The organism is Psychrobacillus vulpis, from assembly GCF_006861825.1.
Classification (GTDB): Bacteria; Bacillota; Bacilli; order Bacillales_A; family Planococcaceae; genus Psychrobacillus; species Psychrobacillus vulpis.
Genome location: NZ_VDGI01000005.1, coordinates 122,403 through 139,819, shown reverse-complemented (window position 1 = coordinate 139,819; position 17,417 = coordinate 122,403). Strand labels below are relative to the sequence as shown.

Annotated in this window: 17 protein-coding genes; 1 reads left to right on the top strand and 16 read right to left on the bottom strand. The window is 37.4% G+C overall.

All coding sequences use genetic code 11. The annotated features are described in order from the left end of the window. Positions 1–16: 16 nt before the first annotated feature. The 14 genes from FG384_RS07315 to FG384_RS07250 all read right to left on the bottom strand — a co-directional run bounded on the left by FG384_RS07315 (position 17) and on the right by FG384_RS07250 (position 14,771). Entirely contained in the window at positions 17–997 is a 981-nt protein-coding gene (locus FG384_RS07315) for a P1 family peptidase (protein WP_142641932.1), read from the bottom strand. A 61-nt stretch (positions 998–1,058) separates the two neighbouring features. Beyond that, a complete protein-coding gene (locus FG384_RS07310; protein WP_142641931.1) occupies positions 1,059–2,090 on the bottom strand; it encodes an ABC transporter ATP-binding protein in 1,032 nt (343 codons plus the stop codon). Between the two features lies 1 nt (position 2,091). Beyond that, positions 2,092–3,120, bottom strand: coding sequence for an ABC transporter ATP-binding protein (locus FG384_RS07305; protein WP_142641930.1), 1,029 nt, complete (start codon positions 3,118–3,120; stop codon positions 2,092–2,094). A gap of 20 nt (positions 3,121–3,140) precedes the next feature. Beyond that, positions 3,141–4,586: an aldehyde dehydrogenase family protein gene (locus FG384_RS07300; protein WP_142641929.1), complete on the bottom strand. Its 1,446-nt coding sequence runs from the start codon at positions 4,584–4,586 to the stop codon at positions 3,141–3,143. A gap of 21 nt (positions 4,587–4,607) precedes the next feature. After that, complete coding sequence (locus FG384_RS07295) at positions 4,608–5,348, bottom strand: SDR family NAD(P)-dependent oxidoreductase (RefSeq protein WP_142641928.1); 741 nt, start codon at positions 5,346–5,348, stop codon at positions 4,608–4,610. Further along, entirely contained in the window at positions 5,332–6,444 is a 1,113-nt protein-coding gene (locus tag FG384_RS07290; RefSeq protein WP_142641970.1) for a tartrate dehydrogenase, read from the bottom strand. Before FG384_RS07290 ends, FG384_RS07295 begins: the two co-directional genes overlap by 17 nt. Positions 6,445–6,447: 3 nt before the next feature. Further along, positions 6,448–7,674, bottom strand: a complete 1,227-nt coding sequence (locus FG384_RS07285; RefSeq protein WP_142641927.1) for a M20 family metallopeptidase — start codon at positions 7,672–7,674, stop codon at positions 6,448–6,450. Positions 7,675–7,894: 220 nt separating this feature from the next. Beyond that, positions 7,895–8,641, bottom strand: a complete 747-nt coding sequence (locus tag FG384_RS07280) for a hypothetical protein (protein ID WP_142641926.1) — start codon at positions 8,639–8,641, stop codon at positions 7,895–7,897. Between the two features lies 1 nt (position 8,642). Beyond that, positions 8,643–9,344 carry a hypothetical protein gene (locus tag FG384_RS07275; protein ID WP_142641925.1) on the bottom strand — a complete coding sequence of 234 codons (702 nt, stop codon included), beginning with the start codon at positions 9,342–9,344 and terminating at the stop codon, positions 8,643–8,645. Positions 9,345–9,513: 169 nt separating this feature from the next. Then, entirely contained in the window at positions 9,514–10,575 is a 1,062-nt protein-coding gene (locus FG384_RS07270; RefSeq protein WP_142641924.1) for a hypothetical protein, read from the bottom strand. 189 nt (positions 10,576–10,764) lie between these two features. Beyond that, positions 10,765–11,535, bottom strand: a complete 771-nt coding sequence (locus FG384_RS07265; RefSeq protein WP_142641923.1) for a sporulation protein — start codon at positions 11,533–11,535, stop codon at positions 10,765–10,767. Positions 11,536–11,631: 96 nt separating this feature from the next. Further along, the gene (locus FG384_RS07260; protein WP_142641922.1) at positions 11,632–13,236 is read right to left on the bottom strand and encodes an ABC transporter permease; all 1,605 of its coding nucleotides are present in this window, start codon (positions 13,234–13,236) and stop codon (positions 11,632–11,634) included. Continuing rightward, positions 13,236–14,129, bottom strand: coding sequence for an ABC transporter ATP-binding protein (locus tag FG384_RS07255; protein WP_142641921.1), 894 nt, complete (start codon positions 14,127–14,129; stop codon positions 13,236–13,238). Before FG384_RS07255 ends, FG384_RS07260 begins: the two co-directional genes overlap by 1 nt. Before the next feature lie 15 nt (positions 14,130–14,144). Further along, the gene (locus tag FG384_RS07250; RefSeq protein WP_240793366.1) at positions 14,145–14,771 is read right to left on the bottom strand and encodes a TetR/AcrR family transcriptional regulator; all 627 of its coding nucleotides are present in this window, start codon (positions 14,769–14,771) and stop codon (positions 14,145–14,147) included. A 172-nt stretch (positions 14,772–14,943) separates the two neighbouring features. Here FG384_RS07250 and FG384_RS07245 point away from each other — a divergent pair, with 172 nt between their 5' ends. Further along, complete coding sequence (locus FG384_RS07245) at positions 14,944–15,222, top strand: methylated-DNA--[protein]-cysteine S-methyltransferase (RefSeq protein WP_420849951.1); 279 nt, start codon at positions 14,944–14,946, stop codon at positions 15,220–15,222. Between the two features lie 718 nt (positions 15,223–15,940). Here FG384_RS07245 and FG384_RS07235 read toward each other — a convergent pair. Both FG384_RS07235 and FG384_RS20155 read right to left on the bottom strand, forming a co-directional pair. Further along, positions 15,941–16,723 carry an alpha/beta fold hydrolase gene (locus tag FG384_RS07235; protein ID WP_142641920.1) on the bottom strand — a complete coding sequence of 261 codons (783 nt, stop codon included), beginning with the start codon at positions 16,721–16,723 and terminating at the stop codon, positions 15,941–15,943. A gap of 249 nt (positions 16,724–16,972) precedes the next feature. Continuing rightward, the gene (locus tag FG384_RS20155) at positions 16,973–17,374 is read right to left on the bottom strand and encodes a hypothetical protein (protein ID WP_476748477.1); all 402 of its coding nucleotides are present in this window, start codon (positions 17,372–17,374) and stop codon (positions 16,973–16,975) included. Positions 17,375–17,417: the final 43 nt, after the last annotated feature.

The window sequence follows — 17,417 nt, the reverse complement described above, 5'->3', positions numbered from 1 at the left end:
ATCCCCCTTTTTCGGTTTATGATATTACTCCATGCGTTCGACTCTTGTAGCTTGGTACACCGTCCACTTTATCTGCAGCCTTTATAGCAGCAATAATTGCTTCTTCCATCACTTTAGCTGTCATATTTCCAATGAAATCTACTGGATATACTTCTCCTCCAGTAGCTAGAACAAAAACAGTGTCGCCATCCATCATCGTATGCACAGGGAATATTGTTCTAGCCAATGCGTTTTGAGTAATTTGTGCAACCTTTTTTGCCTCCGCCTTCGTCAACTTTGCATTTACTGCAACTAATCCGATTGTCGTATTTGTACCTGGTAGAACTTCATTTGCAAATATTTTTTCTTGTAAATAATGGATACTATCAATGATTTTATCCGTTTTAGGGTCAATTGGACCTGCAAGTATTTCTCTCGTTTCCGGATCTCTGATATCACCAACAGCGTTTACTGCGACTATCGCTCCAACAACTAAACCACTTTCAAATTTTATAGATGCACTGCCTAATCCGCCTTTCATACAATTTTCGGGACCTGTTATTTTACCTACTGTTGCACCACATCCAGCACCTACATTCCCAAAAGGAAAAGAACCTACATCTGCTTTCTGAGCCGCTTCATATCCCATCTGCTTATCAGGGCGAATAGCTGGATTTCCAATAGGAAGATCAAATAATACGGCACTTGGAACAATGGGTACTTTAGCTACTCCAACATCCAAGCCAATTCCTTTCTCCTCTAGATATTGCATAACACCTGAGGCAGCGTCTAAGCCAAAAGCACTTCCCCCTGACAATGAAACTGCATGTACTTCTTCTATTAGATTTATAGGGTCCAATAAATCCGTTTCCCGCGTACCTGGGGCAGATCCACGAACATCTACACCGCAAACAGCTCCATCTTCAACAACGATAATCGTGCAGCCTGTCAGTGCCTCTATGTTTTCTATGTTACCTACCTTTATCCCCGGAACGTCTGTAATATTGCCATAACTCATATTCACACCTACTTTATATATTTTATGAATATTCAAGCAGTTAAAGGTATAATTCTATCCTTTAATGTTGGAGAACAAGAATTTTATCCTCACTCGTATCCTTAGTATTATGCGTTCCGTCTTCATACAAGTGACAAGCGACTAACTGCCCACTTGATTGCTTCATAAGGTTCGGACGTTCCAGTTTACAACGTTCGAAAGCAAGTGGACATCTTGTATGAAATGCGCAACCTGCTGGTGGATCTGATGGATTAGGCTGCTCCCCTTTTAACTGAATTCTTTCTCTCTCATTCTCAAAGTTTACGACAGGAATTGCTGATAATAACGCTTGAGTATATGGGTGGAGAGGATTGCTATAGATATCTTTTTTATCCCCAATTTCAACAATTCTTCCCAAATACATCACACCTACACGATCACTAATGTGCTTCACAACACTTAAATCATGGGAGATAAATAAATAAGTTAAAGTAAATTCATCTTGAAGGTCCATCATCAAATTTAAAACTTGCGATTGAACTGAAACATCGAGAGCTGAAACTGGTTCATCGGCAATAATAAATTTTGGATTCATGGAAAGAGCTCTAGCAATACCTATACGTTGTCTCTGACCACCAGAAAACTCATGCGGAAACTTTGTAAGTGCTTCTTTTGTCAAACCTACTTTTTTAATTAAATCCATTACTTTTTCAGCACGTTCTGCTTTCGTAAGCATCTTCTGTACAGCCAAAGGCTCCCCAACAATTTGTCCAACACGCATTCTTGGATTTAAGGAAGCAAATGGATCTTGGAATATCATTTGCATTTGTTTTCTTTGCTCTACTAATTGTCTAGTTCGTAGTTTTTCCAGATTAGTTCCTTCAAAAATAATTTCACCATCGGTAGGTTCCATCAATCGAAGGATTGTTCTCCCTAAAGTCGATTTTCCTGAACCAGATTCTCCTACGATTCCAAGTGTCTCCCCTTTATAAATCTCAAAACTTACATCATCAACTGCTTTTACTTGGCCAGCATTCCCTTTAAAAAGAGCGCCTTTAATCGGAAAATATTTTTTCAGATGATTTATTGTAAGTAACTTCTCTCTTTCGATCACTCTACATACCTCCCTCTCTTTCATAGAGATGGCATCTAACTTTATGGTCCGGAGAATTCTCTATGAGACTAGGATCTTCTTCATGGCATTTTGCCATCGCGTACGTACATCGTTCAGCAAATCTACAGCCTTTAGGGAATAGATGCGCTGGCGGTACAGTACCAGGTATCGAATCTAAACGATGTAATTCAACCTCTATATTAGGAATCGTTTTTAATAATGCTTTCGTGTAAGGATGCTTCGTTTTCAAGAAAAGGTCTTTCACGAGAGCCTCTTCCACAATTTGTCCTGCATACATAACAAGCACTCGATCTGCTACCTCCGCTACAACTCCCATATCATGTGTGATAAGTAGTATAGATGATCCATACTTTTTCTTCATATCCATCATTAAGTTTAGTATTTGAGCTTGAACGGTAACATCTAATGCAGTAGTTGGTTCGTCTGCAATAAGTAGTTTAGGATTGTTGGACATTGCAATAGCAATCATCACCCTTTGTCTCATCCCCCCAGATAATTGATGAGGGTATTCGTTAATAATTACTTCCGCTCTAGAAAAGCCAACAATCTTTAGTAATTCAATCGCTTTCTCATAAGCTTCACTTTTCTTTATTTTTTGATGTCTCATTAACGATTCCACGATTTGATTGCCAATTGTAAAGACTGGATCTAAAGAAGTCATCGGCTCTTGAAAGATCATTCCGATATCATTCCCACGGACATTTGCCATTTCATCCTCTGGTAGAGTAAGTAATTCCTTTCCCTCCAGAAAAATGGATCCTTCTACAATTTCACCTGGAGGTTTTGGAATGAGTCTCATAATAGATAGGGAAGTTATGCTCTTTCCACTGCCGGATTCTCCTACTAACGCAACCGTTTCTCCTTTATTAATAGAAAAACTCACATTATCAACTGCTTTAGCCACTTTCCCTTTTTCCATCTGAAAATACGTTTTTAAGCCATTAACCTCTAATAACATATTTTCCTGAAGGTTTGCAGAGGATTCTAGTTTTACTTGTGGGCTATGCATGAGTTCACCTCTTTTCAAATTCAAATACTAAACTTTACTGCTATATTCTTAATCTGTGTGTAGTTTCTTAAAGCAACAAAACCTTTTTCTCTACCAATCCCGCTTTTCTTATATCCACCAAATGGCATTTGAATGCCACCAGCCGCTCCATAATTGTTAATAAATACTTGTCCAGACTTTACTTTAGAAGCAGCATAATGGGCTACATCTATATTTTGCGTCCAAATTCCAGCGACGAGTCCATAATCAGTACTATTAGCAAGTCGAATTGCTTCTTCTACGTCTTTAAATGGAAAAACGGTTAATACAGGGCCGAATATTTCTTCTTGCGCTAATGAATGACCATGTTCTAGACCATCTATAATCGTCGGCTGAATATAAAATCCACCTTCATATCCATCTATCGTTATCGCTTCTCCTCCAGAGATGATTTTCCCATCGGATTTGGCTACTTCGATCTTTTTCATGATTTGATCGTATTGTCTTTTATTTAAAATCGGTCCGATGTCGTAATCTTCCGATCCAGGACCAATTGTCAGTTCGTTAAATTTGGTTGTCAGTTTGCTTAAAAATTCTTCTTTATACCCTTCTTCAATAAGTAGCCTCGATCCAGCTGAACACGTTTGCCCCGCGTTTTGGATAATAGCTCTAACTACTCCCTCTAATGCACGTTCTTCATTTGCATCAGCAAATACGATATTAGGAGACTTTCCACCAAGCTCGAGGGTAACAGGAACAACATTTTCCGCTGCCGCTTTCATTACAGAAACCCCTGTTTTTAATGATCCAGTAAAGGTTACGTGTTGAATGTTTGGGTGACTAGCTAAAGGACCTCCGACATCAGGACCAATACCTGTTACATGCTGGAATATTCCTTTCGGCAAATTACTTGCAGCAAACCATTCTGAAAGCGCGTGTGCTGTCAACGGTGTGTCTTCAGCACTTTTAACAATGACGGCATTCCCAGTTGCAATAGCTGCAGCTACGCTTCTAGATATTATTTGGAGTGGATAATTCCAAGGAATAATATGTACTGTTACCCCTAGCGGTTCAAGGACAGTAGCGTTTAATATTCCTTCTTCAATTGGAATAGTATCCCCCATTACTTTATCCGCGGCTCCACCATAAAATTCAAAGTATCTCGCAGCGGCTTCAACGTCTGCCCGAGCTTGTGAAATAGGCTTACCAACATCCTCACATTCTAATTTGCTCCATTGTTCTGCGTTTTCTCTTATGTGATTTGCAAGATTTATAAGTAACTGGCCTCGCTCAAAAGGCTTTACTTTTTTCCATTCATCGCGTTCATACGCGACTTGTGCGGCTGCTACGGCTGCATTTACATGTTCTTTATTTCCTCTTACGATTTCTGCAATTTGTTGTCCGTTTGATGGGTTAAAAACCGGCAGCCACTCATTCGTCTCGTTTCCAACCCACTCTCCATTAATAAGCATTGGAATTTGCTTCAATTCACTCACAGCCTTTCATAATTACAGTCCTCTTCCACCATCTACATGTAATGTAGCGCCAGTCACGATTTTTGCACGATCCGAAAGTAAATAAACGACCGCATATGCGATATCTTCCGGTTGGATTAACTCACCTAACGGGACACTTTGTCTAAATATTTCTTCTTTCATTGCACCAACATCTGCGTCTTTCGCAGCGAATTGACCTAACATACCTGTGTCTGCAGGGCCAGGGTGAATAGTGTTCACTCGTATCGAGTGGCTCGCTAATTCGATAGCCATTGCTCTTGAAAAACTTTCTGCTGCCCCTTTAGATGCGATATACGATTGTAGTCCAGGCCTAGGTCTAACTGCCGAAATCGAAGCAATCGTTACAATGGAACCTTTACGTTTGGGTTTCATGTATTTCACTGCTTCTTTACATGTGATAAATAAACTCGTTGCATTAATATTAATTAGCCTGTTCCACTGTTCCAGCGTTACATCTTCTATAGGAGTTGCAGACTGGGCAATGCCTATTGCATTGACAAGCCCATCAATTTTTCCGAATTCATGATGGACATCCGAGAAAATCTCGGAGATTTTATTTTCATCTAAGACACTAGCTTCTTTTGCAATGAATCTATCATATGTCGGCATTAAATCCATGGAAAGGTCGATACCAATAACAACGGCCCCCTGCTCTACAAGCTGGGAAACTATTACTTGACCCATCCCACCACCAGCACCTGTAACGATAATGACTTTATTGTTTAATTCCATATAGTGGAGTCTCCATTTTCTCATTAATATACTGGTCTTTTATTTTTTCGACAATTACCGCGCCCATCTGTTTGGTAGTGGCATTACCACCAATGTCGGCCGTTTTTACTTTTCCTTCGCTAAGTACCTCTTCAATAGCTTTAATGATTTTCGTTGAAAGATCCTTCCTCCCTAAATGATCCAACATTAAAGCCGCTGACCACACTTGTGCGATTGGATTTGCTATCCCTTTTCCAGCTATATCTGGAGCAGACCCATGAACTGGTTCAAACATGGAAGGAAACTTTTTTTCCGGATTTATATTGGCTGATGGAGAAAGACCAAGCCCTCCAACAATTGCCGAACCAAGATCTGATAAAATATCCCCAAACAGATTAGATGCAACAACTACTTCAAATGTGTGTGGTCGTTGAACAAGATAGGCAACGAGAGCATCAATATATACTGATTCAAGCTGTAACTCTGGAAAATCTATTAATACTGTTTGCTTTACACACTCGTCCCATAACTTCATCGCATGAATAACAGCATTTGACTTTGTTGCACTCGTCACTTTTTTCTTACCATTCTTTACTGCATAATCACTTGCAGCTTTTGTAATTCTTTCAATCCCTTTACGGGTCATAATAGTGTTTTGGATGGCCAGTTCTGAAGATTGGGAATCGAACATTCGGCCCCCACTATTGGAATATTCCCCTTCCGCGTTTTCACGAAAAATGACAAAATCGATATTATCAACGTTACTAAGTGGGGATTTAATACCTTCCAGTGACTTTACTGGTCGAAAATTGACGTATTGTTGAAATTGTTTCCGTATCGGCATAATGAGCTCCCAAATAGTAACATCATCTGGAACGCGGGCATCTCCAATTGCTCCAAACAAAATTGCATCGAATTTCTTTAGAATGTCTAATCCGTCATCAGGCATCATGCTTCCATTTTCTAAATAGTAATCAGAGCCCCATGGTAATTTTTCCATATGAAGTACTAAGTCTTTTTCATAATCTTGCAATACATTCAATACATGTAAAGCCTCTTCCATCACTTCAACACCAATTCCGTCTCCTGCTATGACTGCAATCTTAAATTCTTTTATCATCTACTTTTCCTCACTATTTAAGAAACGTAAAGCTGCTTCCCGGAAAATAGCAGTTGTCACAGCTAGCTCTTCAATGTCGACATATTCGTTAATTTGATGAGGAATTTCTCGATCTCCAGCACCAATTGTAACAATTGGAATACCATGCATATGAAGGAATGTACCATCAGTTGCTCCCGGTACGCCGTTATAAATCGGCTCATCACCTGTAACAGATTGAACAGCATCATAAATTGCTTGGACGACTGGATCATTTTTATGTGTATACGTTGAAGGACGGTTGTCTAAAATTGTTAAGTCTACTTTAAAATCCGGGTCATCTTCTTTCAGTCTATTAATAATATTATAGATTTTATTTAATAGTTCCTCGTGATTTTGATCAGGAACTGTTCGTATATCAAGTGTCATCATGCAATGATCTGGAATGACATTGATTTGAGCATCTCCTTTTACTGGAGCTTGTAAAATAGTAGGCGTAATGGAAGGCCATTTTAAATAAGGGTCTTCCCCTAGCCTCGCTTGCTCTTCCTTCTCTAATTTTTCAAGTTCAACAATAAACCTTGCCATACGCCAGTTCGGATTGATACCACTCCAAGATATGGCACCATGAGCCATCTTCCCGTATACATCCACTTGGATACGCATTGCTCCTCGTTGTGCAATAGAAACGTTATTTTCTTGTGGCTCACAAATAATTGCTCCGTCTACCCCGTCAGCCCAACCTTGTTTAATGAAGTGCTTAATCCCAAGCATTAGACCTTCTTCATCACAAGGAATGCAAAGAATAATTTTCCCGGTGAATTCTTCTTTATCTAATAGGAGAGAATTAACAGCAGTAATCATGCATGCCAAATTCCCTTTTGTATCATTCGTGCCTCTTCCATACATACGCCCATCGACAACTTCTGCACCGAATGGATCGTATGTCCAAGCATCTTTGTTCCCTTCTGTCACAACATCTGTATGACCTTCGAAAAGTAATGTCTTGCCTGGTTTCCCTGAATCAATGATTCCAATGACATTTGGCCTTCCAGGTACTACCTCCTCTATATGTGTTTCAATTCCTTGGTTCTTTAAATATTGAGCAACATATAAAGCCACTTTTGTTTCATTTCCATCTGGATCATTTTTGCGATAGACACTTGGAATACGTACAAGTTCTTTCGTTAAGTTAATAACAACTTCCCGATCTCGTAAATACGTCTCGTTTTCTACTTTTATTTTCATATAATCTCCCCTTTTCACTATTTCATTAATAAAGTTCGAAGTTATTATTTTATTGTTTTGAATATTCTTTCTTTATTATATTTTGCAACCGCTTTCAATTAATTAGACAATATGTGAGTACTTCTTCAGTAAGGTTAGACAAGTTGTCTTGCTTAAGATTTAATAGTTTTTCTTATTTAAAAAACCCTAGAAACTATGAATACTAGTTTCTGGGGTTTCATTACGGAAATTCAAGCTCTGAATCATTGACGAATATCATATATTCAATGTCCATACCTTCATTCCAGAAAGAAGAGCTATTCGAAAGACGTTCCGGATGAGTTATATTATCCGATATATCAAAGGTATTCCAACCAAAATACATATCCTGTTGCGGAAAAAAATTAATAAAAAATATATCTGGTTGTTTCGCCGAGTTTAATTCGTTCATTGAATTTATCACAGCCACCCATTCATCTGGTACTTGTAAGCTGCCAAAGTTTTGTTCTGGAAGCACGATTTTTTCTTCCATTTGTACTGCTGGATTATAATGATGAATATTCCCTGAGATATGATATCCTCTCTTTTTAATTAAGTACAATTTCATATAGTTTAGATAATCAGTAGATGGAAAATTCCATACAAAATGATAAGTAGAAGGATCCTTACTATTTATCTTCCATATTCGTGGGTTACCATTTGTATCGATAGCTTCGATCTTCCACTTGTGGTGTTTCCATACCCAAAAGCTTAATCCATAATTGTTTTCCTCCGAAATAAAAGGAACAAATACATGATGTTCATCCAATTGGACAATATCTTGAATAACGGTCGCACTACATTCTGGAAAGAGACTATTCATCTCCTTTACTAACTGCTCATTGTTTGGAAATGACGTGGGTTTCGAAAAATAAAACCAATAAATGATGACGGTTGCCAGTACCAACACAATACTTCCTATAAAAGTTAGCAACTTTTTCTTCGTCATTTTATTTTCCCTCCTCTAAAAGAGAATGTTCAGAGTGAAAATATAATTGCTTATTTGGAGTTAATACTAAGACTCCCTTTCCATCACTCTCTAAATATACAGTGGTGCTGAGTCCACTTCCCCATTTAGGTGAGGCGTTCATCAGCATATAAGGAAACCGTTCTTTTCTTTTGTTCGACTCCGTACTATACGTCTCGTTATACCATTCGTCACTAAAGAACTCTTTTTGCTTTAAGCTATGTATTTCCTTTAGTAGGTTTTCATCTATGAGAAAGCTTTCCTTTGCAGATGGATGAATATTAATAAGCGAAGCGTTTTCTACACTTGAAATAAGAGTTGATAGTTCATTTTCCGGGTATATCAAATGATTGACTGGTATAGCTATAAAAGTTGACAATAAAATAATAAAATTAGCAAAAAAACCTAACCAAGCAAAAGGTCTATACTTCTTCCAACGATCTTTCTTTTTATTTAAAAAGAAATACAAAAACCATACCCCTAGCGGTAAAACCGAAATCTGTACCATTGTATTAAACACATTCCATTTAAATGAAAAAGAAAAAAGACCTATTAAAATGACTATAATGACTTTCCATATCTTTGGCTTTACTGCATGTTTTCGATACATATGAAAGGCAATAATTCCAATAACAATCCATGCTAAATAGGTAGCTATCGATTCAATAACATTCCAATCCCCCAAGAAAAGTACCCCCTCCGAACTAATTTATGAATAAAAAATAATATACACATAAATTCTACATAACTTCCAATTTTTCCTTTTAAAAGGTGTAGCTTGTTAACAATTGGAATTTTTTATATTCACTGAATAAAAAAAACCTAGAATCTTATGAATTCTAGGGTTTAGTGTTCTATTTTTTTACGACCAATATTTTATCGATATTTCCCTTTGGATCTTCGGAATTTGACTCCAATATAATGATATAATCACCTAAATCATAACGGAAACTGTAAACTATGTATGGGTGATCGGTGAGACCTTCTTTCTCTGGTTCTCCCAATACTTCTTTGAAATCCTCAATAGTGACTTTGTTTGGAATTTTGGAAGTGTATTGGAGAATGCCATCTTCTCCAAAATATGCTTTACAGAAGAAGAAATTTTTATAGTCAGCGCAAAGTCCACCTTCTAAAGAGAATTCTTCTTTTGGTGTGCCTATTGCTTGTTTAGTTTCTTCGTAGCTTGTCCCAAGTGTTATTGGCAACTCTCTTATTGGAGCTTCGCCGATAACATCCCAATACTCTTCTTTAAATAGATTGGTTGAGGTTTTTAAATAAATCTTATGATCAGTTCCCGATAGCCATTTGTTATTTTCAAGTTTTAGTTCTATTATAGAACCTTCGTTATAATAACTTACTAAACTTTGGGCTGGATCAATAACGACTTCTTTATCAGCGTCCACATCTATGCTTGCAGCTTCTATAATTTTGTTATCTACCTTTGAAAAACGATACATTCCTAAGCTTGTGTTGGATTCTTTAGAAGTTTCTTTTGTTATTAGTAATTCGGATTTATCCTCTAAAGCTATCTTATCCAATGCTTCGATACTCTGAATATTTTCTAATACGATATTTTCCCATAATTCCCATATCTTAGATACTTCATCGAATTTACCTATAAGGTAACCGTATTGTTCATCTAGTGTCGAATATGCCATTACTACTTCTGGTATGAAATCACCATCGAAATTAACAGCAACAGGCTCTCCGAATTCAACATTTGATAGATCTTGCTTCTCGTTCCATTTACTTTCTAAAGACAAAGCAAGCCATTCTTCATCAGTTTGCGGCAAAGTTACTGCTTCTTCCACATTATCTTTTTCCTTCTCTTCAACAACCGGCTCTTTTGTCTCTTTCTGACTACAAGCAACAAGTAAAAAGAGAAGCGATAAGATGGTCATACTTTTTTTAATCACATTATCTCTCCTAGATAGATATTTTTGGTATTATTTCCAATGCCCAAATAGTAATACTAGCATTTTAGAAGTTACTATAGTAGATTATATCGGCATGGTTTGATTAGACTAATCACCAATCAAAAAAAGCTAAGTAAGAAGCTGATACGCAGCTTCATAACTTAGCTTTTATTTATATATATAATTTAATCAAAGATGTTTTGAGATGACTTGGTTAAACTTTTCCTGTAAATATGGTAGATCTTGAGTAGTGATGGAAAGTCTGATGTGGCTCTCATCCATTTCAAGTGCTTCTGCTAGGAAGCCTCCAAAGCCTCTTGCTTTTCGGTCTACTTGTATAAGTAATTCTGCGGATTGTTCGGATTGAGATAGGAATACGATTTCCAACTCATCTAGTCTCCCTCTATAAACACCGCTTGTTGGGATAAATTCGAACTCCTGAACAAACGGATACTGATTACGAATTCTTTTGGAAGCTTGTTCACATTCCGCTTTCCGTAATCTGAATCCTAATTGTTCAACTACTTCTAATATTTGATTTGCAAGTTTAGAAGGTCGAACCCCTATATAATCTTTATCTTCCGGATCTGCTGCATTTTTAATATCTAGTCCAGTACTAACCCATACTCTTGTATTTCCAATGGTGATTGGTGTTTCCACTGGAAGATCAATAGAAAACGGAATGATTTTCGTTTCGTTAGCTCCAATTGTAAACGGATCATTGACTTTATACTTTTTCACTGGAGCAATATCTGTATATTTTCTATCGTCTGACTCTCGGATATACGTCGTATACACCGTTAAATAGATGGAGTCTATTTGTTGCTCAAGATTACCACCATAAACTTCTACTTTACCTCTCATAACCTCTCCAGCGATATACTCCGATTTTTCTAACTTTGTGTCTACTTTGGCTCCACCTATACCAAAACTTGCTAGTACTTTATTGAAAAATGACATTAGTTGATCCTCCTTCATAAACTTTATTAATAACTATACGAATACTTTAAATAAAAGGTTTCACGCTTTTTTTCTTAATAGAAACCTAAAGGACTATCAACCTAAAATATCCCGTCTATTATATGTGGCGAACCCTACAATTATTAGAACTATTGCAATGATGGCCAAGATAGAAACTGGCATAAAATCCATCTCCTCCACAGGAAGGTGTGGAATATGCCCATATGGTGAAAGTTTACTCATCCAATCCGGAAATTGAAGTAATCCACCTAAGTAGACAACTACAAATGAATAAACAAAATACAGCCATGTAAATCCGGAGAACTGTGGAAATAAACCTATCAATAGGATAGATAGACCAATCATCGTCCACATCGCTGGTAAGTAAACCATTGCTGCGCTAAACATAGTACTAAAGGAAATAGCATCCTCCATTACAGCCACGCTTGCAGACCACAGCCCAACTACCGCCAATAGTAGCATCCCAAAGCTAACTATAATAGAAATGATAAAATAGCTTCCCATTGTTCGCGATCGTGACACTACACGACTAAGTAAATGTTCCGTATGATTCTTTTTTTCTTCCCCTTTCAACTTAAAAACTACTAATAGGGTTGGAACTGTACAAAACATAGCCATTACCGTCATTAACATCGGCATAAATTGTTCGGTTAACGTAAACCCTTCCACTGGCTTTATAAGCGCCTCCATCAATTCAACATCTTTAAAAAATGATTCCAGATCTCCTAAAACAGATCCATAAGAAGCTCCTAATAAGAGCATTCCAATAGCCCAAGCTATTAATCCCGTCCGCTGAATTCTTAGAGCGAGACCAATCGGTGTTTGCAAAAGGGACGACGCATTTGTTCTTCCTGGCTTAGATGGGATAAATCCAGCATCTAAATCACGGATTGCATTCAAGTACAGTGCAATCGATATTAATAGGATTGCTAAACCTACCAATAAAATAATCGGTGACCAGTAATTATGCACATACACTTCAGCATTTATTAATATTCCTAATGGCGAAAACCAAGAAAGTGTTTCATTGCCAACATCTCCAACTGCTCGTATCAAATATGCAAGAACAAGAAACGCAAAACTTAACCCTATCGTCCCTCGGGAATTCTCAGAAAGCTGAGCAAAAACTGCGGTAATAGCTGCAAAAAAAATTCCTGTTGCACCTAAACCAGCTCCGTATATTAAGGATCCCTCTAAATCCATACTCTCTATACCTAATATATATAATCCAAAACCAGTGACCAATGCTAATAAAACATTCGTTACTCCAACCATTAAAACAGTGGCGCTTAAATTCGATAAACGCCCAACAGGAAAAGAGCGAATCATTTCAATCTGACCATCCTCTTCCTCAGTACGAGTATGCCTTGCTACTAGGAGGATACTCATGATGGCAACGGCTATAGCAGTGAAAAGCAACATTTGATGAGCCATCATTGCCCCATTTGTATAGTTATCTAAACCATTACTATAACCAACCATCGCAGTCATGGCTGGATTCAGCATAGTTTGTGCTATTGCCTGTCTTTCCTCCGGAGTTTGGTATAATTCCGAAAATGAGGAGGCAGTGCTGAATGTAATTAATACTAAAGCGATTATCCAAATAGGAATCCTTAAACGATTTTGACTTAATAGAAAGCGTACAAGAACCCCTGTATGTCGATATAATTTCTTTGACATTAGAATGCCCCTCCTACTCCCTCATAATGGCGCATAAATAAATCTTCTAATGTAGGCGGAGCACTTTCTAATCTCACAATCCCAAATTGACTAACATGTCTTACAATACTATCCAAGTACTCTGAATCTACTTGGAAAGAAAAAGTTCGGTTTTTTACTTCTATCGAATAAACGCCTTTTAATTCACTTAATCCAATTATCGGTAGTTTCGTTTCGACAAGTAAATTTGTTCGAGTTAAATGACGTAAATCCCCTAAAGTACCAGTTTCGATCATTTTACCTTCACGAATAATTCCTACTCTATCACAGAGTTTTTCTACTTCAGATAAAATATGACTCGATAAAAGAATACTTTTCCCATCGTTTTTGGCTGCGATTACACATTCTTGAAACACTCTTTCCATCAACGGATCAAGACCTGATGTCGGCTCATCTAATATATAGAGGTCAGCATCCGAAGCAAACGCAGCTACCAACGCAACCTTTTGTCTATTCCCTTTGGAGTACGTTCTACATTTTTTAGAAGGGTCTAATTTGAATCGTTCAATCATTTCTTCTCGTCGGCTTTTATTTCCATCTCCACGCAATTTTATAAATAGATCGATTACTTCTCCTCCTGTTAAGTTTGGCCATAAGTGCACATCCCCTGGCACATAGGCAATGCGCTTATGAATATCAACCGCGTCCTTCCAAGCATCCAATCCAAAGATTTTAGCTTCTCCTTCGGTCGCCTTCATCATCCCAAGCAGTAGACGAATGGTTGTGGATTTACCTGCTCCGTTTGGGCCGATGAAACCATATACCTCCCCTTCATTTACCTCGAGATTCACTTGATTTAAAGCAGTAAACTTTCCAAACTTTTTCGTTAAGTTATTCGTTTTTATAATCGTCATGTTTCTCTTCCTCCCTTATTTGTAAAACCATGTACGCATCATGTCTAAATAACAAAAAAACTCTTGGATGAAAGGCTCATAGTTTAAAGAACTTAAATTTTGACCTCGGAGACGCTGTTTTAGCTCATTTTCATAACCATCAATGGACCATCGGATTACATTAATTGCTTTTGGAACATCAATCTCCTCTTTAAATAATGTGTAATCTAAATTCCCGTAAATTTTCGCATATCCAGTTTCATGTAATGCTGCTATTCGAGAAGTAAGATTTTCATCAATTGGATCGTTCAATAAAATAGTACCTATAAAGTTCATAGCATCAGGATACTTCGAAAGAAAATCGAATTTGACCAAGACAATTTTTTTCAGTCGTTCAAACAAATCTGGTTCGCCATTATCTATCGCTCCGAAAAACTTTTTCTCTACCATTTCAAGGCAATATTCAAATAAGTACAAATAGAGATCTTGTTTATTGTTGAAGTAATAAAAGAGCATTCCTTTTCCAATTCCAGCATCCTTCACTATTTGATTGGTTGAAGCTTGCTCAAAGCCTTTCTCCTTAAATTCTTTTAAAGCAGCATCTATAATTCTTTTTTGTTTATGAACATCTAGATTTTCAAATGACTTTGTTATACCAAACACCCCTACCTGGCATTCGCTTTCCGCTGGCGAGGGCCTAGTCTTCTCCTTCGCAACGCTTCGTGCGAGGTACTCCTGCGCAAGCTCGTTTAATAGGAAGTAAAGCTATTTCAGCTCCCTCGTCATTATCTTATTTCTCACAACACAAAATTAGACCAGTGTGGTCGATAAAAGAATAACACTTTCCAACCACACTAGTCTATTTATTTTTTTGATTTATCTAAAAAATGTTGAAACCGGTTCTTATAAAGATATTGCTGTTGCAATTGGAAATGAAAAAGCGATTCGTGCAGTAAGTAGTGCAAACGGGAAAAATAAACTAAGCATCGTTATTCCTTGTCATCGAATAATCGGTTCTAACGGAAAACTAACTGGTTATGCGGGTGGTTTATGGAGAAAAGAATGGCTCCTTGAGCATGAAAGAACAGCAGGTCGTTCCCTTTTGAATGATTGAGCGATTTCTGCTGGGGATTGATCGTTAGTTAGCATTGATTGATCGATTTCCACTGAGGATTGATCGATTCCTGCTGAGGATTGAGCGATTGTTGGCAAAGATTGAGCGATGTAGTAGCAACATCCATATTAAAGGCACAGAAACTAGTAAACTGTTTCTGTGCCTCTGTTATTTATTTTATTCTTCTATATTGTCACTTATCAAGCTAGCAAGTATCGTAGCTATCCTTTGATAGAACAGTAGGACATAAAATCGAGCCGTCATCTTGTAATGCCTTCATAAGCACGTGTCGAACTGTTTTTTCTTATCCTTGAAATGATAAAGTGCCATTCCTGCCAAATCATTACTTGCCCATCTTGTCATAATTAAGATGATTTTACCGCCTTCTTCAAGACGTGAGAGCATTGTATTTGTAAACCAATCCCAATGTTTTTTGAGCGTTAAAGCATTGTTCTAAGGAGTTTTTAATTAAATCATCTATAATTAAAACAGTAGCACCAAATCCTGTTGCGGTACCAGTTGGTGAAGTAACTAGATAGTTATTATAACCACTTAACCATCCTGTAATAACTGCATTTCAATAATATCTAGCTTCCTGCATAAATCCATATAGTTTGTGATTATTTCCATCCACTTCACCCCTTTTATTTGGCTCTTTTATCGTTTAATGTTGATTTTTTACTAAAAGGAAAATTCCACAAGATAAGAAAATAAATTATCATCCAATAAATTGTATTAGTAGCTGGTTAAACTTGTCACGTTCTTCATAAAAAGGAGCATGGCCGCTGTATTGAAATGGGACGAGCTGTGAATTTTTTATTAATTTGTTTGTTTCTTGTGCTTTATTAAACGGAACTACTTTATCATGTATGCCGTGAATAATTAGTGTAGGAACTAATATTTTACCAAGATCATTGTACACATTCTCATCTCTCAATGACATCATGACCGCAGCAGTCGAATAGCCCGCTGCTTGTAATCCTAGCTGAAAGAACCAGTCAGATAATGGGGCAGTAATATACTGGAAAAAGAAAATGTCCGTTAGTCCCTGCAACATTTTAGGGCGATCATTAAGTGTATCAGTAATGAACGTATTTGCTACTTCTTTTTGTATACTAGACGGTGATGCAGCGTCTATTAGGACAAGTTTTGAAACGCCATAGCCTTGATATCTAGCCATATATCGAATTGAGATTGCCCCTCCTGTGGAGTGTCCTGCAAGCGTGAAATCTTTTAACTGCAATGTACTTATTACTACATGAACATCATCTGCCAATCTGTCAAAATTGTAGCCACTGATTGGTTTATCGGAATTACCGTACCCCCTCCAGTCAATGGCAATACAACGATATCCCATTGCAGGAAGAACATTAAACTGATATTCAAACTGATTATGATTTAATGGCCAACCGTGTATAAATAGTATTGTTTTCTTACCCTCTGGGTTTATATCCTCTACATATATATTTACTCCATGCTCAACTGTAACAAAGTATCCCATGTTATCCCCTCCAGTTATTTGAGTGTTATCAACTATAAGATACTCTTCAAAGGAAACATAGGTGCATGCCTATAATAAGTTTCAACGGGATGTGATGCCAGGCAAAGAATGTACTTGTACTTAAAACGGCAGGTCATCATCCGTCCTTCAACAGGCACTTCATTACTTGCAAAAGGATCTTCATCGACTCTCGTATAATTAGTTTGATTGAACTGCTGATTATTCTGTTGAGGTTGATTCCCCGTGCTGTTATTCTGAATGGCATGTCCATTCTTCGGTTCTAAGAACAGCTACTTCGAACCCTTTGGTTGTAGCTTCCTTAATCATCACACCATGTCTATCTTGTCCTGTTAATGTGAACATTGGATCTCCGGGTTCTTTAATTCGCCTTCCATTTTGTCTTTTGTCTTCTCTATCAGGAGTTAAAACAGCAACAATATCATAAGCATGTTTTGCTGTTAAACTGCTTTTCCCACCTGTCCTTAAAGTCTTTGAAATATCAAAGGGCCCTGGTATCCAATCAGGCTTTATTAATATCTTGTTACCTTCACCTTTATTAGTGGTTAAAGTAGGACTAAGACTTTCGCTATGATATCCTGCCCATTCATGCCATTCCCTTATTTTTACATTAACTAGAGAAATTACTTTCATGAACGCGTAAAATAATCCCTTGGATTATCTGTTCTTCGTTGTT